Annotated in this window: 17 protein-coding genes and 1 pseudogene; 14 read left to right on the top strand and 4 right to left on the bottom strand. The window is 66.0% G+C overall.

Features of this window, described 5'->3' with window-relative positions:
- Positions 1-9 precede the first annotated feature (9 nt).
- From ABZS43_RS12200 to ABZS43_RS12190, 3 genes are all read left to right on the top strand, one after another.
- On the top strand, positions 10-2307 hold the full coding sequence (locus tag ABZS43_RS12200) for an acyl-CoA dehydrogenase family protein (RefSeq protein ID WP_355035898.1): 2298 nt from the start codon (positions 10-12) through the stop codon (positions 2305-2307).
- A 134-nt stretch (positions 2308-2441) separates the two neighbouring features.
- Positions 2442-3374 carry a nitronate monooxygenase gene (locus ABZS43_RS12195; protein WP_355035897.1) on the top strand — a complete coding sequence of 311 codons (933 nt, stop codon included), beginning with the start codon at positions 2442-2444 and terminating at the stop codon, positions 3372-3374.
- 62 nt (positions 3375-3436) lie between these two features.
- The gene (locus ABZS43_RS12190) at positions 3437-4945 is read left to right on the top strand and encodes an acyl-CoA synthetase (RefSeq protein WP_355035896.1); all 1509 of its coding nucleotides are present in this window, start codon (positions 3437-3439) and stop codon (positions 4943-4945) included.
- A gap of 34 nt (positions 4946-4979) precedes the next feature.
- On the opposite strand, the gene ABZS43_RS12185 is transcribed toward ABZS43_RS12190, so the two are convergent.
- The gene (locus tag ABZS43_RS12185; RefSeq protein WP_355035895.1) at positions 4980-5630 is read right to left on the bottom strand and encodes a TetR/AcrR family transcriptional regulator; all 651 of its coding nucleotides are present in this window, start codon (positions 5628-5630) and stop codon (positions 4980-4982) included.
- A gap of 131 nt (positions 5631-5761) precedes the next feature.
- Between ABZS43_RS12185 and ABZS43_RS12180 the strand changes: the two genes are divergently transcribed.
- Both ABZS43_RS12180 and ABZS43_RS12175 read left to right on the top strand, forming a co-directional pair.
- The gene (locus tag ABZS43_RS12180) at positions 5762-5953 is read left to right on the top strand and encodes a ferredoxin (RefSeq protein ID WP_355035894.1); all 192 of its coding nucleotides are present in this window, start codon (positions 5762-5764) and stop codon (positions 5951-5953) included.
- Between the two features lie 39 nt (positions 5954-5992).
- On the top strand, positions 5993-7210 hold the full coding sequence (locus ABZS43_RS12175) for a cytochrome P450 (RefSeq protein ID WP_355035893.1): 1218 nt from the start codon (positions 5993-5995) through the stop codon (positions 7208-7210).
- A 76-nt stretch (positions 7211-7286) separates the two neighbouring features.
- Here ABZS43_RS12175 and ABZS43_RS12170 read toward each other — a convergent pair whose 3' ends face one another.
- The gene (locus ABZS43_RS12170; RefSeq protein ID WP_355035892.1) at positions 7287-7958 is read right to left on the bottom strand and encodes a TetR family transcriptional regulator; all 672 of its coding nucleotides are present in this window, start codon (positions 7956-7958) and stop codon (positions 7287-7289) included.
- Positions 7959-8185: 227 nt separating this feature from the next.
- Between ABZS43_RS12170 and ABZS43_RS12165 the strand changes: the two genes are divergently transcribed.
- Together ABZS43_RS12165 and ABZS43_RS12160 are read left to right on the top strand one after the other, a co-directional pair.
- A complete protein-coding gene (locus ABZS43_RS12165; protein WP_355035891.1) occupies positions 8186-9310 on the top strand; it encodes an amidohydrolase family protein in 1125 nt (374 codons plus the stop codon).
- A 12-nt stretch (positions 9311-9322) separates the two neighbouring features.
- The gene (locus tag ABZS43_RS12160; protein ID WP_355035890.1) at positions 9323-9556 is read left to right on the top strand and encodes a hypothetical protein; all 234 of its coding nucleotides are present in this window, start codon (positions 9323-9325) and stop codon (positions 9554-9556) included.
- A 42-nt stretch (positions 9557-9598) separates the two neighbouring features.
- Here ABZS43_RS12160 and ABZS43_RS12155 read toward each other — a convergent pair whose 3' ends face one another.
- Both ABZS43_RS12155 and ABZS43_RS12150 read right to left on the bottom strand, forming a co-directional pair.
- Positions 9599-10381 carry an FCD domain-containing protein gene (locus ABZS43_RS12155; RefSeq protein ID WP_355035889.1) on the bottom strand — a complete coding sequence of 261 codons (783 nt, stop codon included), beginning with the start codon at positions 10379-10381 and terminating at the stop codon, positions 9599-9601.
- A 187-nt stretch (positions 10382-10568) separates the two neighbouring features.
- Positions 10569-11462: an AraC family transcriptional regulator gene (locus tag ABZS43_RS12150; protein WP_355035888.1), complete on the bottom strand. Its 894-nt coding sequence runs from the start codon at positions 11460-11462 to the stop codon at positions 10569-10571.
- Positions 11463-11617: 155 nt separating this feature from the next.
- On the opposite strand from ABZS43_RS12150, the gene ABZS43_RS12145 reads away from it, so the two are divergent.
- The 7 genes and pseudogenes from ABZS43_RS12145 (at position 11618) to ABZS43_RS12115 (ending at position 15594) form a co-directional block, all read left to right on the top strand.
- Complete coding sequence (locus ABZS43_RS12145) at positions 11618-11923, top strand: antibiotic biosynthesis monooxygenase (RefSeq protein WP_355035887.1); 306 nt, start codon at positions 11618-11620, stop codon at positions 11921-11923.
- Positions 11924-11964: 41 nt separating this feature from the next.
- On the top strand, positions 11965-12966 hold the full coding sequence (locus ABZS43_RS12140) for an alpha/beta hydrolase (RefSeq protein ID WP_355035886.1): 1002 nt from the start codon (positions 11965-11967) through the stop codon (positions 12964-12966).
- A gap of 98 nt (positions 12967-13064) precedes the next feature.
- A complete protein-coding gene (locus ABZS43_RS12135; RefSeq protein ID WP_355035885.1) occupies positions 13065-13406 on the top strand; it encodes a DUF5713 family protein in 342 nt (113 codons plus the stop codon).
- A gap of 211 nt (positions 13407-13617) precedes the next feature.
- A pseudogene (locus tag ABZS43_RS12130) lies at positions 13618-13734 on the top strand (integrase); the annotation flags it as partial.
- A gap of 479 nt (positions 13735-14213) precedes the next feature.
- Positions 14214-14357: a hypothetical protein gene (locus tag ABZS43_RS12125; RefSeq protein ID WP_355035884.1), complete on the top strand. Its 144-nt coding sequence runs from the start codon at positions 14214-14216 to the stop codon at positions 14355-14357.
- Positions 14354-14728 (top strand): TIGR03618 family F420-dependent PPOX class oxidoreductase, encoded by a 375-nt coding sequence (locus tag ABZS43_RS12120; protein WP_355035883.1) that lies wholly within the window; start codon positions 14354-14356, stop codon positions 14726-14728. Before ABZS43_RS12125 ends, ABZS43_RS12120 begins: the two co-directional genes overlap by 4 nt.
- An 11-nt stretch (positions 14729-14739) precedes the next feature.
- Positions 14740-15594 carry a haloalkane dehalogenase gene (locus tag ABZS43_RS12115; RefSeq protein WP_355035882.1) on the top strand — a complete coding sequence of 285 codons (855 nt, stop codon included), beginning with the start codon at positions 14740-14742 and terminating at the stop codon, positions 15592-15594.
- Positions 15595-15729 lie beyond the last annotated feature (135 nt).

Here is a 15729-nt window from a genome sequence, read left to right as displayed (position 1 = left end):
GGAGGCGTGGTGGGATCGACGACAGGTCCGCTGGAGGGACCGACGGCAACGGGTGACTGGCGTGACCGCCTGACCGCATTGCTCGACGCCTATGCGAAGCGGTCGCGGCCGATGACCTCGAAGGAGCGCGCCGAGTCCGCGCGCGCCTGGCAGTCGGAGTTGGTCGACGCCGGCGTCGCCGCACCGGGCTGGCCCACAGCTGTCGGCGGTCTCGATCTCGGGCTGGAGGACCAGCTCGACTACTACCGGATGACCAGCGCCGCCGGTGTGCCGAAGCACCCGAACCCGATCGCCTTCATCGTCGCGCCCACGCTGATCGTCTATGGCACCGACGTGCAGAAGAAGCGTTTCCTCGAGCCGCTGCTGCGGGCAGATGAGATCTGGTGCCAGGGCTTCTCAGAGCCCGGAGCGGGCAGCGATCTCGCCGCGCTGTCCACCAGGGCGGTGCGCGACGGCGACAACTACCGCGTCACCGGCCAGAAGATCTGGACTACCCAGGCAGATAAGGCGGACTGGATGTTCGCATTGGTGCGCACCGGCCCGCCCGGGCGCGGTACCGCGGGCATCAGCTATCTGCTGATCCCGATGAACTCACCCGGCATCGACGTCCGCCCGCTCGGGGACGCCTCCGGTGGGCATCACTTCGCCGAGGTCTTCTTCGACGACGTCGTGGTGCCCGCGCACAACCTGGTCGGCGAAGAGGGCGAAGGCTGGTCGGTGATGCGCACCTCCCTCGGCCACGAGCGCGCGACCGCATTTCTCGCCGACGAGTTTCGCTATCGTGGCTTGGTCGACAAGGTGTTCTCCCTCGCGATCGACCGGGGCTACGCCGACAACGCCCTGGTGCGTCAGGAACTCGCCGTCGTCGAGACCGGCGTTCGAGCCATCGCCGCGAACAGCGCGCGTGCGCTCGACGCGGTTCTGCGCGAAGCGGATCCGGGTGGAGTCGCCTCGGTGAACCGGCTGGTCAAGTCGGAGTTCGAACAGCGGCTGCACCGGCTCGCGCAGCGGCTCACCGGGCCGGGTGCCGCGCTGAGCAACCGGTCCGACGGCGCCGTCGACGGAGGCCGATGGACCTACGGCTACTTCATGACCCGGGCCTCGACCATCGGCGCCGGAACGGCGGAGATCCAGCGCAACGCCATCGCCGAGCAGGTCCTCGGGTTGCCGTCGCACCGCGGCGAGGGCACCCGTTCCGCAGCGGTCGCGCCGGGTCGGCCGCTGACCCAGCCCGAGGAGGACGAGGTGGCGTTGCGCGAGGCGCTCGGCAAGGCCCTGGCATCGCACACCAGTACCGAGCAGTTGCTGTCCTGGGCGCCCAAAACCGCCGACTACGACATCGGGCTCTGGGACGAGTTGGTCAGGTTCGGTCTGCCCGGTCTCTCGGTTCCCGAGGAACTCGGCGGTGGCGGCGCCGACATGCGGTTACTCGCGGTCGCGGTCGAAGAGGCGGGCTACGCGGTCGCGCCGGTGCCCCTGGTACCCACACTTATCGCACTCGAGGTGCTGCGGCAGGCCGGTGCCACAGCGGCCGTGCGCGCGGTATGCGACGGTGCCACAGCCGCGTTCATCGTCCCCGTCGACGACAACGGCTGGATCGTCGATGGTCCGTTGCCGACGCTGGACGGGACCCGGCTGTCGGGTTCGGTCGAGCGAGTGCCGGGGGCCCCGGTCGCCGACCGGCTGGTGATACTCGCCCGCGACGCCGCCACGGGCGAGCTCGTCCTCGGCATCGTGCAAACGACTCACGTCGAGGTCGACCCGCAGGAATCGGTGGACGTCACCGGCACCATCGGTGTCGTAGTGCTGGACGGGGTCGAGCCGCAGGTCATCGCCCGCGGAGCCGAGGTGACCCGAATCCTCGACGCCGCGCGGCGGGCGGCTCAGGTGCTGCTCGCGGCGGACTCGGTCGGCGTCGCGAACAGGGCACTGGCGCTCGCCGTCGACTGGGCCGGGCAGCGCGAGCAGTTCGGCCACCTGATCGGCTCCTACCAGGCCATCTCGCATCGCTGCGCCGACATGCTCGTCGCAGCCGAAGGCGCGCGCGCACAGGTGTTGTCCGCAGCGGAACTCGACGCGAACCACGCGGAGGCGCAGCTTTCCTCGGATGTCGCCGCGGCGGCCGCACTCGACGCCGCGGTATCGGCGGCCGAGGACTGCATCCAGATCCACGGTGGCATCGGATTCACCTGGGAGCATCCCGCGCACCTGCTGCTGCGCCGGGCCACCGCCAACCAGGTAGCGCTCGGTCGACCGGAGAATCTGCGCGACCGTGCCGCCGGTGCGGTACTGGCCCGCCTGTCCTGACGCGACCGAGCAAGGAGATCTCGTGACCTGCCGCGTACCGCGGTGGGCAAGATCCGCAAGGCCGACTTGCGGAAGGAATACTTCATCGAGGTGGATAACCAATGATCAACTGGAACTCGCTCAGGATCCCGGTGATGGTGGCACCGATGTTCATCGTCTCCAACCTCGACCTGATCATCGCCTCCTGTCGGGCCGGCGTCATCGGTGCTTTCCCGTCCGCCAACCCGCGCCGCCCGGAAACCCTGGAGATGTGGCTGCATGCGATCCGGGAGGCCGAGCGGGAGACGGTGGATGCCGGTGGCGATTTCGCGCCGTTCTGCGTGAACATGCCTGCCTCCGCGGCCTTGGACAAGAAGTCGCGCGACCAGGCGCTGGCCACCGTGGGCAAGCATCGGGCGCCGCTGATCCTGACCAATATGGGCGACCCGCGGGACGTCGTCGACACCGCACACGAGTGGGGCGGCAAGGTCTTTCACGATGTGACGACCATCCGGCACGCCGAGAAGGCGATCGAGGCAGGCGTCGACGGACTGATGCTGGTCTGCGCTGGCGCGGGCGGGCACGCGGGCACGCTGTCGCCGTTCTCGTTCCTACCGAAGGTGCGCAGCTTCTTCGACGGCCGAATCATGCTGGCAGGCGGCATCGCCGACGGTAACGGGATCGCGGCCGCCCTCGCGCTCGGTGCCGACATCGTCGTCATGGGCACCCGGTTCATCGCGACCGCCGAGTCCGGCGCCGTCGACGGCCACAAGGAAATGCTGGTCACCTCCAAGAGTGAGGACGTACGCTTCACCGACGCGATCGCCGGTCTGTCCGCCAACTTCCTCGCGCCCTCGATGATCCAGGCAGGCCTCGACCCCGACAATCTGCCCCGGCCCACCGGCAAGCACCGGCCGAACCTGCCCGACGGCGTCAAACCGTGGAAGTCGGTGTGGAGCGCCGGCCATTCGACCGGGCTGATCGACGACGTACCGAGCGTGCGGACGGTCGTGGCACGGCTCGCCGACGAGTTCGATACCGCGCGCGTGCCCGGGGATTGGCGCAAGGCGCTGTCGGAGAACGGCTGAATCAGCTCGAGGCCATGTTCGAGAGGAAGGTCCATGCTCGACGAGAAGGAATGGGGTGCGGCATGAATCTCACGGAACTGGCCGCCGAGTACGCAGACAAGCCCGCGATCGTGATGGCTGCGAGCGGCGTCACGCTGACCTACCGCGAGCTCGAGGAACGCTCGAACCAGATCGCGCACCTCTTCCGGTCGCGCGGACTCGGCCCCGGCGACCACATCGCGATCCTGATGCGCAATCAACTCGAGGTCTTCCCGGTCGCCTGGGCCGCGCAGCGATCCGGTCTGCTCTACACGCCGGTGAACCGGCACCTGAGTGCCGACGAAGCGTCGTACATCGTCGCGAACTGCGGCGCGAAGATGCTGATCCACTCGGCAGCACTGGCGGATCTCGCCGTGGCCGCCGAAGCCGCTGCACCCGAACTGCGATCGCGACTGGTGGTCGGCGGCAGCGCCGACCACGCCGAGCGCCTCGAAGCCGCGATCGCGGACATGCCGAGCACGCCGATCGAGGATGAGTCCGAGGGCTACTACATGCTGTACTCGTCCGGAACCACGGGGCGCCCCAAGGGAATACTCCCGAACCTGACCGGGCGGCCCTTCGGTACCGGATTGGGCATCGACCACCTGATGGGCACCGCATTCGGTTTCGGACCGGACACCGTCTACCTCAGCCCCGGGCCGCTCTATCACGCGGCGCCGCTGGGGTGGACCATCGGCACTGTGCGCAACGGTGGCACCGCGATCGTGATGGAGAAGTTCGACGCCGAGCGCACTCTCCAACTCGTCGACGAGTTCGAGGTGACTCACGCACAGTTCGTACCCACGATGTTCGTGCGGATGCTGAAGCTGCCTCGCGACATCCGGGAGCGCTACGACGTGTCCAGCCTGCGGCTGGTCGTGCACGCCGCGGCCCCGTGTCCGGTGGAGGTCAAGGAGCGAATGATCGAGTGGTTCGGACCCACGCTGACCGAGTTCTACTCCGGTAGCGAGGGAACAGGCTTCTTCATGATCGACACACCGGACTGGCTCAGCCATCGAGGATCGGTCGGCAGAGCGGTTCATGGCGTCGTGCACATCTGCGACGACAACGGCATCGAGCTCGCGCCGGGTGAGGTGGGCACTGTCTGGTTCAGTGATGTCGAACGATTCGAGTACCTCGGCGATGCCGCGAGAACCGCCGAGGCCTTCAACGACAAGGGCTGGAACACCCTCGGGGATCTCGGCCACGTGGACGAGGACGGCTACCTCTACCTGTCCGCTCGTCGGACCGACTTGATCCTGTCCGGCGGAGTGAATATCTATCCGCAGGAAATCGAGGATGTCCTCACCCTGCACCCCGCGGTACTCGACGTGGCGGTGATCGGGTTGCCGGACGACGAGATGGGCCAGCGGGTGCGCGCCGTGGTCCAGCCGACTCCCGGTGTGACGCCGGGCCCGGATCTCGAGCGAGATCTGATCGACTACTGCCGTGAAAGGCTAGCGCACTACAAAGTGCCCCGATCGGTGGGTTTCGGTGAGGTACCGCGGTTGCCGAGCGGAAAGATCCTGCGGCGCAATCTGATGGTCGATTAGCGTTCTCGGCCGAGTGCCGCCCGAAGAGCCTCGTCTACCTCGAGGTCTTCGACACTGGCGCACCGGTGGTGGCGTGCGCGGCGGAGGCGACAGCTGCGAGAATGAGCTCGGCGATCGGTGCCACGTCTTCATCGATGTGCTCGGAGGCTGCGGCGCGCTCCGGCGCGGTGAGTGCGAGGATGTGCAGCAGCACCGTGCCGTAGAGCGCCTCGGTGATAGTTCGGATCGGTGCGTCAGGGGTGAGTTCGCCGCGCTCGATCGCGCGCTGGAAAAGGGCAGATGCGGCCTCGCGGTGCATTGTCACGATATGCGCGTGCGCACCGTCGAGATCGGTGTGTTCCGACGTCGCGTCCATCGCTACGCGTACCGACGACCACCCGGCGGGATCCAGGAAGTATCGCATCAGGCTGGTAACCAGCGCCGTGACGTCTTCGCGCAACGAGTTGCCATCGGTGAAAGTGAGTGGCGTGGAGTGTTTTTCGACCGCGTAGCGGATCAGGGCTTCTTTCGACGGCCAGCGAAGATACAGCGTCGACTTGCCGATACCGGCCCGGCGCGCCACCGCGTCCATGGTGAAACCGCTCCATCCGGTCCTGCCGTATTCCTGCAATGCGGCGGCAGCCACTCGTTCCTCCATATCGGGATCTCTCGGCCGACCAGGTCCCGGCCGCGACGTCTTCGTCACCAGCGCAACTCCTTTCACATGATCCGATGGTTTATCTAGTTTCTTCAGATAATCTATTGCGGACGGCAATCGTCGGTATTACGGTGATCACACTACACGCGATGGCGTACGCCGTTCTCGAAGGAGGAAGTGTGAGAGTCAACGTCGATCCCCAGCGCTGTCAGGGCCATGCGTTGTGTGCCGCCGCGGAGCCCGATCTGTTCGATCTGGATGAACACGGATACGCGAGTGTCGCGGACGTGATCGTGCCGGACGAGCGCGTGGCCGCGGCGGAGACGGCGGCCATGACCTGCCCGGAGCAAGCCATCGAAATCATCCGTTGACGTGCTCCGGCATCGTCTTATCGCAGCCGTGGAGGTTCCGTGACTACTGTGTCCTTCGATCAACATTCGCCCGAATACGCAAGGAATTGGCGGCAGATCAACGCCGATCTGCGCGACCGATGCCCGGTTGCACACACCGATGCGCACGGCGGGTACTGGGTCGTCAGCCGATACGCCGACGTTGCGGAGGTGGTGCGCGACGACGAGACCTTCTCGTCCTATTACGAGCTACCCGATGGCTCCCACAATGGGACCACCATCCCGGTAAGTCCGATGCGGCAGGTCCCGATCGAAATGGACCCGCCGGAGTTCTTCGACTACCGCAAACTCCTCACCAGTCGCTTCTCACCTGCGGAGGCGAAGAAGTGGGAGCCGTTGGTCCGGGAGGCCACGGCATACTGCATCGACTCGATTATCGAGTCCGGTCAGGGCGACCTGATTCTCGACATCGCCTCGCCGGTGCCCGCCATATTCACCATGGCGCTGCTGGGTCTGCCACTCGATGGCTGGCATGCCTTCTCCGACGTGACACACTCGATCATCCATTCGACGCCCGAAACGCCCGAGTACAACTCCGCCATGGTCGATCTCATGACGATCCTCGGCCAGGTCAACGACGTCATCGCCCGCCGCCGCGTGGAACCCACCGATGATCTGATCTCTCATCTGGTGCAGGCGCAGATCGACGGCCGGCCACTGCCGGACGACCGGCTGATGGAGATCATCACGTTGGTGATCTTCGGCGGTGTCGACACCACAGGAAGTCTGATCGGTAACGCACTGGAATGGCTGTACCGGAATCCGGCCAAGCGTGATCTGCTCCGTGCGGATCCCGACCTGCTCCCGAAAGCGATCGAGGAGTTCCTGCGGTACTTCTCGCCGGTCGCCGGTCTGGCGCGCACGGCGACGCGATCGTGTGCCGTCGGAGATCAGAAGATCGCCGCGGGCGAGCGGGTGTTCGTATCCTGGTCGTCGGCGAACTTCGATTCCGAGGTGTTCGACGATCCCGACGAGGTGATCCTCGACCGTTTCCCCAATAAGCATCAGGCCTTCGGCCTCGGAATCCATCGGTGCCTCGGATCCCACTTCGCGCGGTCGGAAGCCCACATCGTGATCGAAGAGGTCCTGCGACGGATGCCGGACTATGTCGTCGGCGCCGCACAACCCTATCCCTCGATCGGCGTGGTCAACGGCTTCATCAGCCTGCCGGTCACCTTCACGCCCGGCTCTGCCGCCGGCTCCACTCTCCGCCTGTGAGGGCGGGACATGAAGCGGCACAAGGGATGTCGGCTCGGCGGGGAGTAATGCCGAGTCCGCCTACTCGCGTGCCGATTCAGTCTGTCAGTAGCCCACGGGTTTCATAGGAGATCGGGGCGGTGAGCATCCCGACCCATCCGTCGACGTAGTTGTGCAACTGTGCCTCGCTGACACCGTGAGTCCGCGCGCTGGTGCCGAGTAGATTCAGCACGCTGTTGTACAGCTGGAAGATTCGGCCCCGGCGCACGCGCTCGGGTAGATCCTGCAAAGCGGCCTCGATCGGTTCCTCCATGCGGTCCGAGCTCCATGGGTCATCGAGGTGCGGTGGCCAATACATGCTGCGAGCTTCGGGGTTCTCGCTGAGCCTGGCGAGGAACGGGACGAACATGTGCCCCGCGCGGATGCTGTTGGCGAGTGGCCGGACCAGGAGCCACACGACCGCGCGGGGATCGGCCTCGGTGCCATCGATCCGCATCTGGTGGAGTAGGGCCTCCCGGTCGGCGTCGAGGTTCGCGAGCCGGTATTCGACCAGTGCGCGGATCAGGCCCTCGCGTGATCCGAAGTGGTAGCCGATCACCGAGGAGTTGGATTGCCGTGCGGCCACCTGGATTTCGCGCGACGTGACGGCGTCCAATCCGCGGGTGGCGAACAGCTGCTCGGCTGCCTCCAGTAGCGCGATACGGGTCGTTTCGCCGGCCGAGTGTTTGCGCGTGTTGGCGCGTTCGACGGTCCGTGGCGCGTCTTTCATCGAACACCTGTTCCCGTGTTGAGGAAATCTAATATAGAAATATTACATACCACGGATGCTCGAGAGTGAAAGCGGGCGCTGACCGCAGGCTCTTGATTAAAAGATAATGATGAATGATTAGAAATGTATGGACAGGGCCGCGTGGAAATGCGATGCTGGGTTGCAGTGGCCGGCTGGAGCTTTCACCCGCATCGTGACCGCGTCCTCGAACCCGTTGGGAGATTCATGTGACCAAGATCTGGACGAACTCCGGTGATTCGCACTTCCTCGAGCCGGACGACCTCTGGCAGAGCCGGCTGCCGAAGCGCTTGGCGGACCTCACTCCGCGCGCGGAGAAGGAGCCCGACGGCGAGTGGGAAATCGTACATGTGGACAGTCAGTCGTTCCGGCGCAGGCTGCCCTCCTCGGCGGCGACGCATTTCATGGAGGAGAGTCACAAGCCGAAGGGTGTTCGTGACGCGCGCGCCCGGCTCGGCGACCTCGACAAGGAAGGCGTGTGGGGTGAGGTCATCTTCCCGTCGCTGGGTATGTGGGCCTCGACCTTCCGCACCCCGGAACTGCTGAAGGCCTGTATGCGTGCCAGCAACGAGTGGGCGCTGGAGGAGATCGCCGCGGTGTCGGACCGCTACGTCGTTACCGCGCAGATCTCGACGCTGGATGTCGATGATGCTGTGGAGGAACTGAAATGGGCGGCTGAGCACGGTTTCAAGGCGGTGTTCTTGCCGACCACCCCGCACCCGAGTGCTGATGACTGGCACCGCGACAGCTGGGAGCCGCTGTGGGCGATCGCCGAGGAAGCAGGCATTGTCTTGGCGTTCCACATCGGCACCGACCCGGTCGACATGACCTCGGGCGGCGCCGGTCAGGTGTACCGCGGTCCCGGTGGTGCGGTCATGAACTACACCGAGACCACCTTCTCCGGTCAGCGCGCGGCAATGAAGATGGTCGCCTCCGGTGCTCTGGACCGCCACCCGGATCTGCGGGTGCTCATTTCCGAGGGTGGTGCGACCTGGGTGCCATTCCTCGGTGATCGCATGATCGAGGGATACCGTCAGCATCACATGGCAGTGCGGCCGAAGCTGAAGCGGGATCCGAAGGAAATCCTGTTCTCCCAGATCTACGCCTCGTTCCAGCACGACGAAACCGCAGTGGTCGCCTACGAGCACATGGGCTACAAGAACGTGATGTTCGGCAGTGACTACCCGCATATGGAAGGCACCTTCGGGCATACCCAGGACACCCTCGAAGGGCTGTTCGACGGCGTCTCCGACGAGACTCGGGTGCGGATCACGCAGGGCACCTTCTACGAATTGTTCCCGCAGGTCCCGCAGGTCCCCGCCGACGCGCACTGATCGGAACGACCGATGGGCGAGGAGAACACGACAATGGATGACGACGCGAGCGGTCTGAACGAGAAGCCGCTGGAATTCTTCATGGCGATCGCGAATACCGGTGGCTGGCACGACGGTCAGGCAGTTCTGCCCGAGGGCGACCACTACCGTGCCTACTGCACGTGCGGCGAGTGGGAAACTCGAGCGCCCACGCAAGAGGAAGGGCTGCGCCGAGCGCGCATTCATACCGGAAGCATTCCCGCGTAATGGATTACGCCGCCCAGCCGGATCACGCGTCGTCACGCGGACTCAATACAGCAGGTCGACAACCTGTGTGGCATCGTCCACGTTGAGCACGTAGTCCCGCGCCGCCTTCATATGCTTGGCCCAGAACTTCTCGGCGCCGTCGCCGTCCCTGGCCTGCACGAGGACGACCAGTTTCTCGTATGCCCGCACCGCGCGCTCGTCCTGCGCGGTGAGCTCCGCGAGTTGTCTGGGATTCTCGTGGATGACTTTGGCCAAATGCCGCGTCAAGATCTCGGTGAGCATGCTCACGACGGTCGCCAGGGTGGTGTTGCCGGCCAATTCGACCAGGCGCCGATGGAATCGAACCGATGCCGCGCCGAACTCCGCGGGCGAGTCGACCAGCTTCTTGACCTCGTCCAGCTCGGCCGCCAGCGCTTTGCGGGCCGCGGCACTTCCGCGCTCGGCGAGAGTGCGTGCGGATGCGGGTTCGATCACCATGCGGGCATCGTAGATGTCCCGAATACTGGTGTGCTGCAACGTCAGCAGCAACCCGAACTGCGATGCCGCGGCTTCGGGTCCGGGGATGGTCACGCGCGCGCCACCGGGCGGGCCGCGTCGGATGGACACCAGGGAATCGGCCTCCAGGAGCCGGAACGCTTCGCGCAATGTCGGCCTGGAGACGCCGAAAGTCTGCATGAGCTGCGCCTCGGTGGGTAACCACTCGCCGTCGGCGATCTCGCCGCGCGCGATCATTTCACGAATCCGGTTGGCGACCATATCGGGAACTTTCTTGGGCCGTACGCGGTCACGCTCCGAGAGTGCGGCGATCTTGTCCGCCGATATCACACGCGCCTCCATAGCGTCTCGGGTGTTGTGATGCCGATCGGGCCCAGGATGCGAATATAGCTCATCTAGCTTCGACCGAGCAGCTGGATCGGCTTCTGGGTGCTCTCCACACGGACCGGTCAGGGGTGTGTCGTCCACCGACAGGAGAACATCCCAGGCGATCGTGGCCGGGGCCCCGGCTCGGCAGTCAGCGATGAACCTGCCGGTCGGGCGTCGTGGTCTGAAACTGTTGTCTCGGCGTGGTACCGAAATGGCGGCGGTATTCGCGGCTGAACTGAGAGGGGCTGTCGTAGCCGACCCGGCGTGCGATTCCGGCGATGTCGCCCGGCCCCGCGGCGAGCAGTAAGTGGGCGTGTTGGAGGCGGATCTGTTTCTGGAATTGGATGGGGCTCAACGCCGTAACAGCGTTGAAGTTTCGGTAGAACGCCGAGACGCTCATTCCGGACTGGCGGGCGAGATCCTCGACGCGGAACGATTCCGAGTAGTTGTCGCGTATCCACCGCACGGATCGGGCGATATGGGTGAGGCTGCTGTCGGCAAGGCCGAGCTGGCGGACAGCGGCCCCTTGTTCGCCAGTAATCAACCGCCACAGGACTTCTCGTCTGATCCCCGGGGCGAGCACCGCGATATCGCGCGGGTGATCGAGCAGACGCACGAGCCGCAGCGCCGCGTCGAGCAGTTCGGGTCCGGCGGTGCCCACCGCGAGACCCGAAGGCGCCGGGCCGCCGAGCGGTGGTATATCGCCGGGGGCGGCCTGCAGGAGAAGTTCCGCGACCGCCGCCGGACGTAGCGTCATGGCCAGGCCCAAAGCGGGCGTTCGCGGACTGGCGAGGGTGAACCGGCCGGTGATCGGCATGTCGATCGAGGCGATCAGATATTGCCCGGCGCGGTACTCGTAAACCCGGTCACCGGCGGCGATCCGCTTGGCTCCCTGGGTTATCAACGCCAGCGCCGTGCCCGACATCTCCGGGGCCGCGGGTCCGGCGTGGTCGATGGCGGCGATGTGGACGTCCTCGATCGCGGTGGTCGTGTCCGGCCGGGCATGCCGCGCTATCAGGGCGCAGAGTTCATCCAATGGCACAGCACCATTCAAGCATCACCCGATCACCTTCACAATGAGAGTATCAGGCAAGAAGGAAAGAGGATTGTCCTGTCATTTCGCCTGGTAGAGCTGCTTCTATGAATAGGTAATAGTTCGGCGGGCGAGAATTTTCGCCCCCTTTCGAAGGGTCTTCCATGAACGTGAATCACGGCTTCCACGCCACCATGACCGCGCAGCCCGGCCAGGGCGACAAGCTGGTGGAGTTCCTGCTCGACGCGCCGTCGCTGACCGATCCGGACTGCGTCGTGTTCCTGGTGAGCCGGTCGGCCACCGACCCCGACATCGTCTCCGTCACCGAAGGCTGGGTCAGCCGCGAGGCGCACGGGAGTTTCTTCGCGACCGACGCCGCGCAGCGACTGGTCGCCGATCTGAGGTCGCTACTCGCCGGAGAACCCGAATACACCGACTCCGTGCCCGTCGGCGGCAAACCCGCATTCTGACAACGACTCCCAGCACCGACCAGCCGCGATAGGACCCCACCATGAACACTGCCCGCCCCGACCTCGATCCGCAACTGAGGACGCTACTGTCCGGGATGCCGTTGAACGCTCGGCTCACTTCCGAGATGCTGCCCGAGCTGCGCCGCTATCCCACACCGACCGTGCGGGAATTGCTCGCCGACCGCGCGGCCGACCATCGGGAGACCACCGTCACGGCCGCCGACGGCGCGCGACTGCCGTTGTCGATCTTCACCCCCACCCAGGCCGGGGATGCCGGGGATGCCGGGGCAAGGCCGTGCGTGTACTGGTTGCACGGCGGCGGCATGATCATGGGGAATCGGTTCTCGCAGATCGAGATTCCGCTGGAATGGCTCGACGCGTTCGGCGTCGTCGTGGTGTCCATCGACTACCGGCTGGCGCCGGAATCGACCGGCGGCACCCTCGTCGAGGACGCCTACCTGGGGCTGGTCTGGATCGCCGACCACGCCACCGAGCTCGGTATCGATCCGAGCCGGATCGTGGTGGCCGGAACCAGCGCCGGTGGCGGTCTGGCCGCCGGTGTCACGCTGATGGCCCGTGACCGCGGCAAACCCGCGATCGTCGCGCAGGTGCTGATCTGCCCCATGCTCGACCACCGCGACATCACCACCTCGAGCCGCCAGTACTCCGGTGACCCCGGCATCTGGACGCGCGAAACGAACCAGTTCGCTTGGCAATCGGTGCTGGGTGAACCCACCGGAGAGGTTTCCGCGTACCTGTCTCCGGCGCTGGCCGCCGACCTGTCCGGACTGCCTACCACCTATATCGACGCAGGCACCGCCGAGGTCTTCCGCGACGAGGACGTCGATTACGCCAGCCGGATCTGGGCGTCGGGCGGCCAGGCCGAACTGCACGTCTGGGCCGGCGGATGCCACGGCTTCGACGCCCTGTTCCCGCAGATCGACCTGTCGATCGCCGCGCGACGGGCCCGTATCGACTGGCTGGCACGAACCCTTGCCGCGGATTCCGCGGCGCGGGTAGCTGTTCCTGCTATCTCGCCATGATCACCGAAGGCCGGGTCGTGTGAGAACTCCGCTGGCAGGCCTCGACGCACACTTGTGTCAAGATCAGGCCGCCACATCGAAGACGAGGGCAGGACGTCATGCCGATCAGCAATCAGCAGGTGACCACACACCACTTTCTCCGCCTCCTCTACGAGGACGACTTCTATCCCGACCATGTCGTGGACCGGGGTAGGGCAATCCTGCTGAGGCTGTGTGAGCGCATCGAGGCCGCGCGGCCCGCCGACCTGGCCGCGCTGTACGTCCTCACCCAAGCCGCCACCGAGGAGTTCAATGCGCTGGAGGCCGAATTCGACTCGGCGGGCAGCGAAATCGAGACTGTGGCTCGTGAGGCGATCGGCGAGGACTTCTGGTTCGTGGCCCGTGCCTATGGTTTCCAGGACGCGGATACGGAGGAACTGATCGCTACCCGGGAATGGTGAACGCGGCTCAGCCGACGCCGCTCGAGGGCATGGCCGACAAGCTCGTCCCGATCCTCGACGAAATCCAGCGGTCGACGCATTCGCGACCGCCTTCGTCTCCGAGGCATTCCGGCCTCCGGTAAATCGGGGCCGACGACCCACAGTCGGTATAGGTTCGCTCGTTCTCACCGAAGGGTGAGGAAGGGCGTTGATGGCGAGGAGGAGTGTCGACGTGTTCGATCTGATCGAGTTGTTCACGCGCTGGCATGCCGGTCGCTCCCAGCGCCAGCTCGCGGAGAGTCTGGGGATCGACCGCAAGACCGTGGCCGAGTATCCAGCGCCGGCGATTCGCTGAATCCCGCACTCCTGGGCGTGGATTGGTGATCGGCGAAGTCGGCGGGGGTGCCGCGGGTCAGCGCGGTCGACTACGCGGCGGCGGGGCCGCGCGGGCGAATCAGGCGGATCTCCTCGCGGGACAACCCTTCTTCGGTGCGGCGATCAAAAGTGCCGACAGGGCTTCGAAACTGGCAATCCGGTTTCCGTCCCGCCAACATCCTCAATTGTCGCGACCCGGCGAACTCGTCAGCTGGTCGACGGCGTACACGGCGACGCTCTGTGCGCACTTGCTCGCCGGGCTCCAGCAACCGATCTGAGAGCGTCGTCTTCTCGACCCCCTGCCTGTGCGGTGGACGTGGCGGCGGTGAGCCGTTCCCGCTTGCCCGGCCGCCGCACAGCCGAGTGAGTCACCTGACTAAGGGCTAGACATGCAGGCGCGACTCGGCTACCGTCAATTAAGTCAGGCAACTAACTTAGTCTGGGGGTAACGTAATGATCGTGGTAACGGGCGCGACCGGAAACGTCGGCGACCCGCTGCCCGCCGAACAGCGCATCAGCCCCGACGTGGCACATGTCCTCGATCGCGCCTCGCACACCTTCGCCGACTGGGCCACCCGGGCCGCCGCCTTCCGGTGAAACCCACGGTCCAGGCGTTCCTCACCGAGCCGCGGATCGCGACCCTCACCACGCTCCGCCCGGACGGCACGCCGCACGTCGCACCCGTCCGGTTCACCTGGGACGACATGGCGAGGACGGCCCGCGTCCTGACGGTCGCCACGTCCCGCAAGGCACGGAATGTGGCGACCGGCGGGCGCGTCGCCCTCTGCCAGCCGGATGGCTTCCGCTGGGTGACGCTCGAAGGCGCCGCCACCCTGTCCGCCGACCCGGACCGGGTGGCCACCGCCGCCCGCTGGTACCACCGACGCTACCGCTGCGCCCCACCCGCCCCCTCCGGCCGCGTCGTCATCGAGATCGCGGTCGACTGCATCCTCACCCTCAACCTCTGAAGGGACATCCCATGCCCGACACTCGTGTACTCGACTCGACCATGCACCACCGCGAGACCGGCACCGGCGCGCCGATCGTGTTCCTGCACGGCAACCCGACCTCGTCGTACCTGTGGCGCAACGTCCTGCCCGTCGTCGGCCCCGGCCGGTTGCTCGCCCCGGACCTGATCGGCATGGGGGATTCGGGCAAGCCGCCGATCGACTACACGTTCGCCGACCACGCGCGGTACCTGGATGCCTGGTTCGACGCGCTCGGGCTCGTCGAGGTCGTGCTCGTCGGACACGACTGGGGCGGCGCGCTGGCGTTCGACTGGGCGACCCGCCATCCCGGCCGGGTTCGCGCGGTCGCGTTCACCGAGACCATCGCCAAGCCGATGAGCTGGGACGAGTTCCCCGAGGCCGGTCGGGACCTGTGGCGAGCCCTCCGGACCGACGGCGTCGGCGAGTCCATATTCCTGGACGACTCATTCGTCCGGGACGGCCTGCGTGCGATCTCGGACCGACTCGGCCCCGCCGACCTGGAGGTCTACCGGCGGCCGTACCCGACGCGGGCGAGTCGGCTTCCGCTGCTGCGCTGGGCACGCTCGATGCCGCTGGATGGGACACCGGGCGACGTCGTCGCGCGCGCCGAAGCGTACGTCGAGTGGCTGGCGTCCAGCCACGATGTACCGAAGCTCATGGTGACCTTCACACCGTCGTACGGCACGATGACCGAACCCGCCGTCATCGACTGGTGCGCAAACACGATCTCCGCCCTCGACATCCAGCGGTACGACGAGGTCGCTGGCCACCACACGCCCGAGGACCAGCCGGACCTGCTCGCCGCCGCCATCTCCGACTGGCTGGACCGCAACAGCCTCCGTTGACCCGTCACGCGGCCAGGGTGAACGCCGCCAGCAGCTCTTGCGAACTACCGCCGCGATCCGAGGAAGGCCAAGGCCGACAAGGGATGACCTAGCTTTTCCGCACCGCCATCATCGCGATCCCCGTCGGGGCAGCAA

Origin of the sequence: Nocardia sp. NPDC005366 (assembly GCF_040606855.1) — a bacterium.
Classification (GTDB): domain Bacteria; phylum Actinomycetota; class Actinomycetes; order Mycobacteriales; family Mycobacteriaceae; genus Nocardia.
The sequence above is the reverse complement of the archived record's forward strand: the minus strand, read 5'-3'. Positions and strand labels throughout refer to the sequence as shown.

Excerpts from the sequence above, each read along its gene's own strand:
- ABZS43_RS12195 (WP_355035897.1), top strand. The coding sequence starts at position 2,442 with ATGGTGGCACCGATGTTCATCGTCTCCAACCTCGACCTGATCATCGCC.
- ABZS43_RS12190 (WP_355035896.1), top strand. The coding sequence starts at position 3,437 with ATGAATCTCACGGAACTGGCCGCCGAGTACGCAGACAAGCCCGCGATC.
- ABZS43_RS12170 (WP_355035892.1), bottom strand. The coding sequence starts at position 7,958 with ATGAAAGACGCGCCACGGACCGTCGAACGCGCCAACACGCGCAAACAC.
- ABZS43_RS12160 (WP_355035890.1), top strand. The coding sequence starts at position 9,323 with ATGGGCGAGGAGAACACGACAATGGATGACGACGCGAGCGGTCTGAAC.
- ABZS43_RS12145 (WP_355035887.1), top strand. The coding sequence starts at position 11,618 with ATGAACGTGAATCACGGCTTCCACGCCACCATGACCGCGCAGCCCGGC.
- ABZS43_RS12140 (WP_355035886.1), top strand. The coding sequence starts at position 11,965 with ATGAACACTGCCCGCCCCGACCTCGATCCGCAACTGAGGACGCTACTG.
- ABZS43_RS12135 (WP_355035885.1), top strand. The coding sequence starts at position 13,065 with ATGCCGATCAGCAATCAGCAGGTGACCACACACCACTTTCTCCGCCTC.
- ABZS43_RS12125 (WP_355035884.1), top strand. The coding sequence starts at position 14,214 with ATGATCGTGGTAACGGGCGCGACCGGAAACGTCGGCGACCCGCTGCCC.
- ABZS43_RS12115 (WP_355035882.1), top strand. The coding sequence starts at position 14,740 with ATGCCCGACACTCGTGTACTCGACTCGACCATGCACCACCGCGAGACC.